At 60.8% G+C, this 12,796-nt stretch carries 9 protein-coding genes; 1 reads left to right on the top strand and 8 read right to left on the bottom strand.

The features are described 5' to 3' along the window. Window positions 1-26: 26 nt before the first annotated feature. The 4 genes from ACTOXK_RS07095 to ACTOXK_RS07080 all read right to left on the bottom strand — a co-directional run bounded on the left by ACTOXK_RS07095 (window position 27) and on the right by ACTOXK_RS07080 (window position 5,547). A complete protein-coding gene (locus ACTOXK_RS07095; protein WP_482277334.1) occupies window positions 27-740 on the bottom strand; it encodes a TorD/DmsD family molecular chaperone in 714 nt (237 codons plus the stop codon). An 84-nt stretch (window positions 741-824) separates the two neighbouring features. After that, window positions 825-1,508: a 4Fe-4S binding protein gene (locus tag ACTOXK_RS07090; RefSeq protein WP_482277335.1), complete on the bottom strand. Its 684-nt coding sequence runs from the start codon at window positions 1,506-1,508 to the stop codon at window positions 825-827. Window positions 1,509-1,556: 48 nt separating this feature from the next. Continuing rightward, window positions 1,557-4,820 (bottom strand): molybdopterin-containing oxidoreductase family protein, encoded by a 3,264-nt coding sequence (locus tag ACTOXK_RS07085; RefSeq protein ID WP_482277336.1) that lies wholly within the window; start codon window positions 4,818-4,820, stop codon window positions 1,557-1,559. A gap of 46 nt (window positions 4,821-4,866) precedes the next feature. Beyond that, window positions 4,867-5,547, bottom strand: coding sequence for a hypothetical protein (locus tag ACTOXK_RS07080; protein ID WP_482277337.1), 681 nt, complete (start codon window positions 5,545-5,547; stop codon window positions 4,867-4,869). A 333-nt stretch (window positions 5,548-5,880) separates the two neighbouring features. Between ACTOXK_RS07080 and ACTOXK_RS07075 the strand changes: the two genes are divergently transcribed. Beyond that, window positions 5,881-7,314 carry a helix-turn-helix transcriptional regulator gene (locus ACTOXK_RS07075; RefSeq protein WP_482277338.1) on the top strand — a complete coding sequence of 478 codons (1,434 nt, stop codon included), beginning with the start codon at window positions 5,881-5,883 and terminating at the stop codon, window positions 7,312-7,314. Between the two features lie 51 nt (window positions 7,315-7,365). Here ACTOXK_RS07075 and ACTOXK_RS07070 read toward each other — a convergent pair whose 3' ends face one another. The 4 genes from ACTOXK_RS07070 to ACTOXK_RS07055 form a co-directional block, all read right to left on the bottom strand. Continuing rightward, a complete protein-coding gene (locus tag ACTOXK_RS07070; protein ID WP_482277339.1) occupies window positions 7,366-8,544 on the bottom strand; it encodes an ATP-binding protein in 1,179 nt (392 codons plus the stop codon). Between the two features lie 185 nt (window positions 8,545-8,729). Next, on the bottom strand, window positions 8,730-11,063 hold the full coding sequence (locus ACTOXK_RS07065; protein ID WP_482277340.1) for an anaerobic ribonucleoside triphosphate reductase: 2,334 nt from the start codon (window positions 11,061-11,063) through the stop codon (window positions 8,730-8,732). A 427-nt stretch (window positions 11,064-11,490) separates the two neighbouring features. Next, complete coding sequence (locus ACTOXK_RS07060; RefSeq protein WP_482277341.1) at window positions 11,491-12,399, bottom strand: homocysteine S-methyltransferase family protein; 909 nt, start codon at window positions 12,397-12,399, stop codon at window positions 11,491-11,493. Window positions 12,400-12,523: 124 nt separating this feature from the next. Further along, window positions 12,524-12,757 (bottom strand): hypothetical protein, encoded by a 234-nt coding sequence (locus ACTOXK_RS07055; RefSeq protein ID WP_482279583.1) that lies wholly within the window; start codon window positions 12,755-12,757, stop codon window positions 12,524-12,526. Window positions 12,758-12,796 lie beyond the last annotated feature (39 nt).

Raw genomic sequence — 12,796 nt, 5'->3', positions numbered from 1 at the left:
CTTTCGGATAAAATATCGAGCAGAACTCAAGAAATGAGGTCTCTCAGATCGCCGAGGGTCTCCTGATCGAGAAGCAAATAGCCGAACGTTGCCTTGAGCACTCCCCGATAGAACCGTGTTTGGACGATGCTCAACGCCCGCTCGTAAAAGGATCCGTACCAGCTCAAGATGTTGTCGCTCAAGAAAGTCTGCGACACCTCAACGAGCCGCAAGGCCTCCTCTACCTCGTTCCTCTGGAGAGCCTCTCCCATTTTGTCGGACAAATCGGCCATGAAGCTCATCTCGAAGCTGAGATGGTCTTCCGGCAAATGCAGGCTCGCATCCACCGCAATGTGCTCTCGCCGATAGGCAGCCAGGTCGTTGGCGCGGGGCTCCTGGAAGAAAACGGCCTTATCGCCTTTAATGCTGCCGTTGTAAATGCTCGCATAAGGAACGGCCACAAGGCCCTCGAAACTGCTCACGCCGTCGAAGCACATCGTGAAGTCGGTGCTCAGCAAACGCTGGGTGCCTGTATGGCGGCGGTGCAACCCGCGGCCCATGTCGTTGAAGCCCGCCGATAAAAGCTCGACGCCCGCGGAAACTTCCTCCGAGGTGTCGGCCAAGCTGCCCCCCTGGCTTTCCAACGACCTCTCAGACAGGCCCTCGATGTCCTCGGCGGTCAGCGGCTTGAGGAACAGCCGAGAGAACATGCGGTAGCTTGCCGCCCTATCGTCCAGCACAGATTTCACTTCGCCCTTCATATTCATGGGAAACTCCTTTTTTCTCCGCAAGGGCTGCCGGCGGGAGGGAGGAGACGCCGGCAGCCCTCGGGAATCAGCCTCGAACTAGCCCTTCGCGTACAGAACCTGGCAATTATCCAGGCCCTGCCACGTGGCCACGTCCTCGGAGAGAATGTAACAGCACACCGGCTGGGCACCGTCTACCTCCAGATGGTACACGCCGCGGCCGGCCGCCTCAGCGGCCGCCACCGCCTGAGCAACCACGGAGTTCTCGTCATCGAGGTCGCCGAAGTAACGGGCACCGTTGCAGCAATTGTGCACGCAGGGAGGCACGCAATGGGCCTCGTCGTAGGTGTCGTCCTCGTTTTCAATACCATCGCTGTTCTGGGTAAGGTGGTTGCACAGCGTGCACTTCGTCACGGTGTTGGTATCGGGGCGCAGCCACCGCACGCTGGGGCGAGACTGCCCATCGGCGGTGGAGTAGGGGCAAGCCGTAAGGCACGACATACAGCCGATGCACGTCTCCTCGTTTACGGTCACCACGCCGTTCGTAGCGCGGAAAGAGGCTCCGGTCGGGCACACCTCCACACACGGGGCGTTCTCACACTGCTGGCACATGATGGGCATCCAGTACATCTCTACGTTGGGATGGGTGCCTACCGGGCCCACGTCCAGCACGTCGCACCGATAATTGCCCAGGCCCAGATCGTTCTCAAACTTGCAGGCCACTGTGCAGGTATGGCACCCCGAGCAACGGTCGAGGTCCACCACTAGGCATCTCCTAGACATTATCAGACTCCTTCTGTGTCTTGTTCGCTCTCATTGTTCCTCAAGGGGCTATTTCGGGCCGCCTCCCATGCCGCCGGACTCCACCTCAACCGGATCGAAGCTGCTCACCGCGGTGAGCATGGCGGGATTGTCGATGAGGACACCCACATCGTTAGAAGCCTGATTTGCCGCGGTGGGCATGAAGGGCTCGAACTCCTCCGGGGTCACCCATACGCGGTCAGGGCGCTCCGACTTCTTGATATTCACGGCGAAACCACGGTTGGTGTAAGAGCCAAACGCCTCGTTGAAGTTGGCGTCCACGGCGTTCGTGATGACGTTCACGCCGCACTCGGCCCAGCCGCCGGTCTTGGTCTCTTGGGAGTTGTCGAAGCACTCGGGGTTCCAGAAGCGCTCCATGAAGATGACCTTGGGCGCCACCATCTGAGTCACATAGGCCACCGTGCGGATGGGCTCGGCCGTCTTGGTGTTCTGCTCCTTCTCCCCCGCGTAGGAACGCTCGGTGCCCGCCTTCGACGGATCGTAGTCGGCGCCCTGGGTGCGGCGAGAGGAAACCTCGATCCAATCCCCGTCCCCAATACCGTACTCTGCCGCCGTCTCGGGGTTCAGGTAAGCGAAGGGCACCGGATACAGCTCGCGGGAATAGGGCGCGTGGCGCATGGTGCCGTGATGGAAGAAGACGCGGCGGCCCGAGGTGAGCGCCAAGGGGAAATCAGGGTCGGGATCCATGACGAAGTCCTCGAAGCCCTCTCCCACGTCCGGCGTTTCCTTGGCCTTCGGAACCACGCAGATGGGCGCATAGGTGCCGTGGAAATTCGCGATGCGCGAATCGACGGGGGCATCGAAGCCCTTCGGCCAGTTGTAGGGGAAACCGGTCTGGCCCAGACGCACCATAGCCGTACAGTACACCTCGACCTTGCGAGACACCGTAGGGAAGCCGTAGGGGAGCCCGTCGTTGGCAAGCACCAGGTAATGGCCGTAGGTCCAGTACTCATCGGAGGGCGTGCTCACCTTGTAGACCGGATTGTTTTTCCAAGCCTCGCGATACTGATCCTCGGTGACAGACTCGCCTTCGGCCACCTCGATGCCCAGTATGGAGGCACCCTGCCGGAGGCGCTGCTGCTTGTTAGACTCGTCGGAACCGGAGCGGATCTGTACGAGCGGGAACTGCACGCCGATCTCAGCGAGGGTCTGACCCGTGCCATTGAACACGATGGAGTCGAGCTTCTGATTGGCTTTCTCGTAGAAGGCCTCCAGGAAACGAGAGTAGGGGCGGCCCGTGTCCACGGCCTCGCCGAGGTGGATGAGGGAGCCGCAAGGAGTCTCGATGTTCAGCTGGGAGCTGCCGGGGTTCCACATTTCCAGCCACTCCTCGGTGGGGAAGAACATGTCGGTCAGCTCGGCGTCGAAGGAGGTGAAATGCGGATACTGGTGCACAACGTATTCCACGTTCTCCAGCGCCGCGTTGTACCAAGCACCGGCGCTGCCCAGCATGGCGAACTTGTTGCCCGAAGTGTCAAGCCAAGCGCGCGGGCGCCACGGCTCGCCGGTCTCAACTGCCTGGCGCACCGCCGGAATATGGGACTGATACCAATGGGCAAGACCGCGATGATTCGACACTCCCAGTCGATCGAGAACGATTTGCTGGAAGCAGTCCTGCTCCGGACTGGCGTAGGACTCGTAGTTGGCACGATTGGCCTCCTCGGTGGCGCCCATGGTGTAGCCGATGCCGAAGTCGGTCGTCTCGCCCTGAGTGGGACGCGGCTGAACGCCATCGGCGATGCACTTGCCCCATTTGTTCGTGGCATCGAGCGTCGCCTGATCGCCGCCCATTCCGCCGCCTGGGCCACCGGCGCCGATGCCGGTGAGAGTAAGGGCACAGCCGGGCTTCTGCACGTAGCCCATGATGGAATCGAGTCCCGCCGTGCCAAGAGGCGCTTGGCTCGAGCACTCCATCATGTCGGTCGCGACACCATGACCGATGCCACCACCGCCATCGGATCCGTTTTGGTACGGCGACACGTACAGCTTGATGGCCTCCTCGATCTTGTTGGCATCAAGCCAGCAGAACTGGGCCGTCTTCTCCAAAGTCCAGGGCTCGGCCTCCTCCTTGTAGTACTGGCCGGCGGTCTTGCAGGCTTTGCCGTTGATGGGCACCTCACCGAACACGCTGGGGTTTACCCCCACGTCCTCCGGCATCCCATACGGCAGCGGAGCTGCCTCCCCCGTCGCCTCATCAATGCACACATACACCGGAGTGTCCTCGGGCGTGGTGGGCGTATATCCGTCGAACACGTCAGTGGCCAAGAGGGGCAGCAGCGTGTCGGGGTCAATCACACAGGGCAGGTTAGTCCAATACTTGGTGAACTCCTCGTTGTACAGCTTGTTCTCGAAGATATAGCGGTACCACGAGAGCGCCAGAGCGCAATCGGAGCCGGGGCGCAGCGGCAGATGGATGGTGGCCTTCGCCGCGTCAGGGGTGAGCATAGGATCGACGACGATGGTCTTGCAGCCATTCGCGCGCAGCTCGGCCATGGCGCGTCCGGCCTTGGCCGTCTGAGACGAGGACGGTTGCGTGCCCCACAGCACCAGCACCTCGCAGTCGTTGGTGATGCCCGCCTCACGGTCGGCCTTGCTAAACCCCTTGAAGGGCTCGCGCACCTCATTGTCGGCGATAGAGTCGCTCATCTTGAAGCCCATGAGCTGCGTAACGCACACACGGGGAAGAAAGCACTGTGCGGCGCCAGGCTCGAAGGCGTTGGGAGAATAGCACGACGCGGAAACCGTCGGAAGCATGGGAGCCGGTACGTAGGCGCCGCCGCCACCGGTGGTGGACAGCATAGAATAAGTGCCGTACTTCTCGAAGATCTCAAGCCACTTGCTACTAGCTTCTTCAATGGCCTCATCCCAAGTGACACGCTCGAAGGCCATGTTCTCGGCGCCCCGAGCGCCCGTGCGGCGCATGGGATAGAGAACGCGGCGGGGACTGTAGCACGTGTGAATTTGGTTCAGCGCTTTTACGCAGGCCGAACCTTGGTTCTCGGCCCCCGCGGGATGACCCTCGATCTTACGCACCACGCCGTCTTCCATGTACACCTTCATGGGGCAGGTGGTGATGCAGCCATGGCAGCTTGTCGTATAGAAGTCGTACTTCGGAATGCTCAGGGCCTCCTCGCCCCCCGTTTCCGAAAGGTTCGCCTCGCTGGACGCCTGCTTCGCCGTGCAGCCTGAAAGCGCGCCGCCAAAAGCGGCGGCCGCCCCGGCAACGGCCGCAGCCCCTACGAAGCCACGGCGGGACAGGGACTTTTCTCTCATGGGTTTTCCTCTCCTCTAGGTCCGTTTCGTTCCGTTTGATTCGCCTTTACGCTGTCTTCAGAAGCTCCTTTCCCTCGGAGGTGATTTGCCATCCACCGTCGTAAGCAATGACCCCGGCCGCCTCAAGCTTGTCAACGAACAGGCTCGGTTGCAGCTTCACACCATCGCGTGCCGTAGTGATAAGCTCATCGCGACCACGAATGAGCACCTCGATTTGGGCAAAGCTCTTCTTCTCCTGGAGATAGTCAAGAAGCTCCTGATACAGGTCAGCACGATCGGGCTCGTCATCAAGCAGCGCCGTGAGCTTGCGCGCGGGACTGAACAGCTCTCGCACTGCCAAGCCTGCCTCTGTCGTTTCGTAGGCCGTAGTGGCCACCAGATCATCCAGCTCATCTTCGGTGAGATCTTCCACATCGGAAGCACGATAAAGGCGGCCTTCGTGATCAAGGTATTGCTCCTCCAGACACCCCGCCTCGTGCAACCAGGAAATAGGGAAAAACGGGGGCTGCCGGAGCTTCTCATAACCGGGACCGGCGGCCACCATCTCCTCTAAATCGGATAGAGCCTGGGGTTCGCGCTCGCACGCCTTGAGAATAGCGAGGAATGTTTGGCGGTACCCAGGGTTATGGCGAAACAGCACGTCGGCCTTCGCGCGACGCTCTTCGTCATTACTTTCGAATGCTTTCCCTCTTCGCTGCTCCTCCATAGCTGAGTCCCTCTCTTCCACGCCAGGCCTCCTTGCCGAGCTACCAACAACGGCAAAGTACAAAAGACAGGCAGGCACTCCCTACGAACAGCTATATGATTTTTCGCTTTTTCTGCTCTGCACCTGCATCTATCTGCTGTACATAAGATTTGTGTATTGCGCCAAAACGCCCGAACGGCCATCATTGAGCTACGAACGAGGGAGGGTGAGACCGTGGCAGATTCCAGTACTGGGGCAAAGAGATGTCTAGCATCTGCTGGCACATCCCTAGTAACCCTCTGGCCCAACTTGCGCTATTTCTCCTTGGGAGTTTTGCTCGCTTGGACTTACCTCGTCGTTGACTTCGGAGCATGGATGACCGTCACTGATGCCGGGAATCTGGCTGCCATTGATGTAGCCATGCATGTGTATCTTGTTTCGGCTGCAGTGCTTATCGCTGGTGCTTTCTTCCAGCAAAAGCTCGCTCGCTTCTTTCAATGGCGCCGCGCGTCTTTGCTGATAGCGGGCATGTGCGTTGTCGGCGTTTTGCTGCTTATCGCAAGCGGGCCGCGCTTTCTCGCGCTCTGGGGCCCTTCCTCGATCCTGTTCCAAGGCGGCAGTATCTTCGTCGGCATCGGGCTCGGACTGCTCACCTTGTTCGTTGCCAGGCTGTACGCCCATCTGGAGCCCAGCAAGGTTTTCCTTTACGCGGCGCTCTCCGAACTACTCGTGGCCATTATCTTCTACCTCGTCATCGGCAACAGCTGGTTTACTCCCGTTCCCGACGGCCCTCCGCTCAGCAATCTGCTCTCGGTAGTTTTGCTGCCCGTGGTAGTCGTCGGTCTTGCCTCTCTTCCTGAAGAAGCTGGCAAGGAAAGCATTGCTCCCGGGAACGACCTTCTTACCGTGCCGCTCTTTTTCAAGGCGCTCCCCCTCATGATCAAGCTCATGGTCGCTGTATGCGTCTTCTCGGCGGTGTCGTCCATCGTTCGCAACTTCTTCATGCTCGACCAACCGCCTGACGTGCATCAACTTAACTCCCAGCAAGCCATGCTCCTGCGCCTCACGTTCGCAATCCTGCTTATTTGCGCCGCCCTCTTCTTTCTTAAAAGCGTCGGCTTTGGTCGGCTGTATCTGCTGTGCATGGCCGCTCTTGCCCTTGTCGTTGCCGCCCTTCCGCTCCTCAACCTGCACACCGCCCTCCCCCTGGTGTTCACAGCAGCCCTTTCCAGCGTTAACAGCCTTATCGTGTGGTGCCTGCTCTCCTTCGTAGCGAAATCGGGAGGCTTCTCGCCCGTACTCGTATTTGGGCTGGGGGAAGGGTTTGCCAACATGGGGCTTGGCGTGGGCTACCTGTACGGCTATTGGAACGTGTTCGATAAGCTGGGCGCAAACCCCGACGGTATCGGAACGCCCTTCGCTGTCCTGCTGATCGCGCTCATACTCGGCTGCTTCGTGTTGGTGTTCACTGAGAAAGACCTTGATGAGATTCTTGAGGCTTCGGGGGCAAATCAGCTCAATATTCGTGATGTCCTCATGCGCGAGCGTAACAAACTTCAGACGAGGAAAAGCGAGCGGCCCTGGGAGGAAGCCTGCGAGATCGTCGGAAAGCGCGCGATGCTCTCCGACCGAGAGAGGGAGCTGCTGCTTGAATTGTCCCGCAACCGCACGCCGCAGGAGATCGCCTCCCAGCTTTCTATCACCGTGAGCACGGTTCGCACTCACACCCACAAGATATACGTGAAGCTTGATGTGCACTCACGAGACCAGCTTATCTCTCTCGTTCGCGACGCCTTCGACAACCTGTAAGCGGCCATCTGTCCGACACGAGGCAGTTGCACATTGCCTGAAGCTTCTGCGCTATTGGAAAAGGGAGACGTTTCCTGACAGAAAGTCCTCCAACGTGCACCCGTCGGTTCCGACCACGAGCGCATAGGTGCCCGGATAGCGCTCGACGAATGTGCCAACCCCCAGGGCCCGACGGTGGCGTCCGCTCTTCACCTCGATGGCCGTGCGCCTTGTGCCCTTGGTTATCACGAAATCGACCTCGTCGTTTCGCTCGCGCCACCAACGAAGCGCAAAACGTTCGGTCTTGGAACGGGCCAGAAGATAGGCCCCCACTGCCGTCTCGACAAGATGACCGCGCTGGTCGGGCATCGAGATGAGCTGCTCCCAATCCTGCTCGTAAGCTGCCGTCATCAGGGAGGTATCGTGGACGAGGAGCCGCGGCGAGCTCGTTTTCGAGCGGAGAATCTTCTCATCGTATTTCTTGAGACCGGACAACAAGCCGGCATGATCGAGAAGATCCAGGTAGTGCGCCACCGTTTCGGTGTTCCCCTTGTCATCTAGTTGACCGAGCAGTTTCCGATAGGATATTTCCTGCGCAGAATAAAGGGCGCCCGTTTCAAAAAGGGCACGAAGGAGGGCGGGCTTCTTCACCGTTTCCATTTCCAGAACGTCTTGCGTAATAGTGGGCTCGATGATGGAGCTATGCATGTAGGCGAACCATCGGTCCACATCGTCAATAAATGCCGCTGCCCCGGGGTAGCCTCCGAAAAAGAGAAACTGGTCGAGCGAGAAGCCGAACGCCTCGCGACACTCAGCATAGGTCCATTGTGTCGAGGGTATCTCCTCGAACCTCCCCTTCAAAGACTCGGCCATGCCGCTTTGGAGCGTAAGAGCCGATGAGCCCGTGAGAACGACCTTTACATTGCGCCCCTCCCTCGTATCCTCATCCCAAAGAGCCTTCACTGTTGATGACCAATCAGGCACCTTCTGGATCTCATCGAGGGACAAGATCACCTCGGGCTCATCACGAAGAAAACGGCGCGCCTCGTTCCAGACCCCCTCAAGCCTTCTTGCGGTCCGGTCGCGTGGCCTATCGAAGGATGCCGAGACTTTTGCAGCGCCCACGCGTGCGAGTGCCTGAGAGACCGCCGTGCTCTTCCCCGTTTGGCGCGGCCCTATCACGATTTGGATAAAACGACGCGGCTCTTCCATGCGCTTCGACAAAACAGAGACAATAGACCTCTCGTACATCGGTAGCTCCCTCGGCAATAAACCTATCATTTTGTTAGATTTAACATTTTGATAGGTTATCCTATCATATTGCAGAATCCCTTAAAATGCCCGATTCTCAGCCGACTATGCCTTTTCTCGAGGAAAAACAAAGAGGGCCGTCATAATGACGGCCCTCAGGGGTGCGCGAGATGTTCGGCGCCGCGTTACTCGCCGGCGGGCACGTCGTGCTTCACGCGCTGGCTTTCCTCGGCGCGCTTGGCGTCGTTGAAGCGATCCAGGGTGCCCACCAGGTAGCCGGTGATGCGGCGAATGCGCTCGAAGGGCTGGTTGTGGGCGTCCTCGGAGCGGCCGCACTTCGGGCACACGTCCTCGATGATGCCGTTGTAGCCGCACACCGGGTCGCGGTCCACGGGGTGGTTCACCGAACCGTAGCCCATGCCGCAGTCCTTCATGTAGCGGATGACGCTCTCGAAGGCCTCCAGGTTGTCCGACGGGTCGCCGTCCAGCTCGATGTAGCTGATGTGGCCGCCGTTGGTGAGCGCGTGGTAGGGCGCCTCCAGGGCGATCTTGTCGTAGGCGGAGATGTCGTAGTACACCGGCACGTGGAAGCCGTTGGTGTAGTAGTCGCGATCGGTCACGCCGGGGATGACGCCGTAGCGCTCGCGGTCGATGCGCACGAAGCGGCCGGACAGGCCCTCGGCCGGGGTGGCGATGAGCGAGTAGTTCATGCCGCGCTCTTGGGAGATGCGGTCGCAGTAGGAGCGCATGTGGCCCACGATCTCCAGGCCGAGGCGCTGGGCCTCAGGCGACTGGCCGTGATGCTGGCCGGTGAGGGCCACCAGGCACTCGGCCAGGCCGATGAAGCCGGTGGTCAGGGTGCCGTGCTTCAGCACGTCGCGCTGCACGTCGGTGGGCGAGAGCTTCTCGGAATCGATCCACACGCCCTGGCCCATGAGGAACGGCGCGTTGTACACGTGCTTGCGGGCCTGAATCTCGAAGCGCTCGTCGAGCTGGCCGGTCACCAGCTGCAGCTTGGAATCGAGCAGGTCGAAGAACAGGTCGATGTCGCCCTTGGCGCGAATGGCCAGGCGGGGCAGGTTGATGGAGGTGAAGGACAGGTTGCCGCGGCCGGGCGTGACCTCGCGGTCGGGGTCGTACACGTTGCCCATGACGCGGGTGCGGCAGCCCATGTAGGCGATCTCAGTCTCCGGCGTGCCCTTGTAGTACTGGGCGTTGAACGGCGCGTCCAGGAAGCTGAAGTTCGGGAACAGGCGCTTGGCCGAGCAGTGCATGGCCAGCTTGAACAGGTCGTAGTTCGGATCCTCCGGGTTGTAGTTCACACCCTCCTTCACGCGGAAGATCTGCACGGGGAAGATGGGAGTCTCGCCGGAGCCCAGGCCCTCCTCGGTGGCCAGCAGCATGTTCTTGATGACCATGCGGCCCTCGGGGCTGGTGTCCATACCGTAGTTCACCGAGCTGAAGGGCGTCTGGGCGCCGGCGCGGGAGTGCATGGTGTTCAAGTTGTGCACCAGGGCCTCCATGGCCTGGAAGGTCTGGCGGTCGGTGTCGCGAGAGGCGTTCTTCTCGGCGTAGGCCACCACGCGCTCGGCCGTGGCCTCGTCGGCCCCGGCGGCCACGATGCCGGCGATGACCGCGGCGCGGAAGGCCGGATCCATCTCCAGGCTGGCGGTGGTACCGGTCTCGGCCTCTACGGAGGCCAGCAGGTTCTCGGCGAAGGCACGGTCGTCCTCGATGTCGGTCAAGAGGTCGATGGCCTCGGCGGCGTGCTTCTTGAACAGGCGACGGAAGGTCTTGCCCACACCCACGGCCAGGCCGTAGTCGAAGTCGCAGACGGACTGGCCGCCGTGCTGGTCGTTCTGGTTCGACTGGATGGCGATGCAGGCCAGGGCCGCGTAGCTGGAGATGTCGTTGGGCTCGCGCAGCACGCCGTGGCCGGTGGAGAATCCGCCCTTGAACAGCTTGCGCAGCTCGATCTGGCAGCAGGTGGTGGTCAGGGTGTAGAAGTCCATGTCGTGGATGTGGATGTCGCCCTCGCGGTGGGCCTTGGCGTAGCGCGGGTCGATGACGCACATCTCGTAGAACTGCTTGGCGGATTCCGAGCCGTACTTCAGCATGGTACCCATGGCGGTGTCAGCATCGATGTTGGCGTTCTCGCGCTTCATGTCGGAGTCGGCGGCCTTGGAGAAGGTGATGTCCTTCAAAGTCTGGATGAGACGGGAGTTCACGTCGCGCACGCGGCTGCGCTCGGCACGGTACAGGATGTAGGCCTTGGCGGTCTGCACGAAGCCGGACTCGATGAGGGTCTCCTCCACGAGATCCTGCACGCCTTCCACCGTGGGCGTGCCCTCGATGGCGCCGCTCTCAAGCTTCTCGACGACCGTCGCGGCGATCTGCTCGGCGGTGGCGCGATCCTGCATGGCCGCACAGGCCTGGAACGACTTCTCCACCGCATCGGCGATCTTCTGGGGGTGGAACTCCGCCGTGCGCCCGTCGCGCTTGATAATGGTCTTGAGCATAACCGCTGTACTTCCTTTCTTGTGCCGCGTTGCCGCGCCTTGCCAACCACAACATACGGAAGTCCGACAATGTTTTCCCCATCGTCGGACTTCGATGCTTCCTAAGAGGTAAACCGATGTTTCGCCTTGTTTTGCCCACAGGCTTTCCACCGGTTATCAACCAACTGAACCACTATATCTTGTGTTTATTCGTTCATTTGGCGGATACATATAGTACTCGCCGAACCGTTCGAGATCAACCGAACAAGTTGTGTTTTTACGCGGCCGAAAACTACAGAAGTTTTTTCGATGAGAGATGACGGCGCGTCAGCAAGCCCCGCGCATGCGGAGCTCGCCGGCGCAGACGGAAACCTCCCGCCGCAGACGGGCGAACCACCGCGACGGGCAGCAGCGCTCTCGGCGTTCGTTTTCGGATGGGCAGATGCGCCTAGCCTTCTACGGTCACATCCTGCCCTGCCGTGGCGGCGGCCAGGACGCCGGTATAGGCCGGCGTGGCATCGCCCGCTGCGCGGAGGAACTGCACCCCAGCCGAACGCAGCGCCCCGGCGGCGGCCATCATGGTATCCGGCGCGTAGTAGGGGTTCTCGGTCGTAGGGCCCTGCTGTCGGGAATCGCGCTCGGCCACGACGAGGGTGGCCATGAGGCTAAGGTCGGCTCCCTGGGCGGCCAGGGCCTCGCGGGCCCCATCGGCCAGCCGGGCCGCCGAGGCCGGGTCGGCCAAGGTGGCGAAGCCGGCCACCGATGCGCCGAGGTCGGCCATGACCGCCACCGCTTCGGCCAGGGTGCCGCGGCCAGAGGCGAGCATGCCATCGGCCGTAACATCTACCGAGGCGAAAAGGGGCGCGTCGCTTACCTTCCGCAGCCCCATGAGGGCGCACTTCAGGTCATCGATGGTCGTGAACCCGTTCAAGAAGAAGGCATCGAACTCCTCGGCCTCGAACAGCTCGGCGGCCCGAGCGTACTGATCGCGATTCTCCACGAGGGAGCCCTTAGACGAGGGATCCAGCGGCAGCCCGCAGGGCCCGATCTCCACCAGCAGATGCTGGGGCTTGAACGCGCGCACGGCGGCGAGGGACGCCCGGGCCAGCTCAGTCCCCTTTCCTTCCATGCCGAGGGCCGCCAGGCGGGCGGGGGTGAAATCGGCCACGGGGGTAACCAGCACCTGCGGCCCCGCCACCGCTTCCAAGCGATAGATGTCCTCCACGGTTTCCGGCTCCAAGACGACCGCGAGGGCCTGGTCGCGCGGATCGGTCACGCCCTGACGGGCCAGGGCCGCCGCGACGGGAGATGAGACGACGAGCATGTCCTTGAAGAAGCGCAGGGCGATATCAGCCATGGGGAATTCCTTTCCGAGAAGTTTTCCCTTCCATGATACAGGAAGTCGCCGCAGGGGCCCTTTGGCGACTTTTGAGGGTGAGCGGGCCTGTGATCGGGACAAACGGTGACCGAATTACCCTAGATTACAGTTCACCGCCAAAATTGTGCCGCTCTCTTGTGAATGCGATACACATTATGGACAGGAAAACAAGTCTTGCTTTATTATTCGTATCAGCGATTTGGAAGTTCCCCTGCTTCCATCGCTCTGCTTCAATCCCCTTGAAAGCAGATGCGGCACTTGATGCCGCTACCCCCTCCTCCGGCGCGGCGAAGCACCCCTCTTCGCCGCGCCACTTCTTTCTTGCGATCTTCGCCAAGGTTGCCAGAGCCGCCTTACCGGCTTGGGCAACCATGAT

The organism is Adlercreutzia sp. (assembly GCF_056795635.1).
This window is presented reverse-complemented; position numbering and strand designations above follow the sequence as displayed.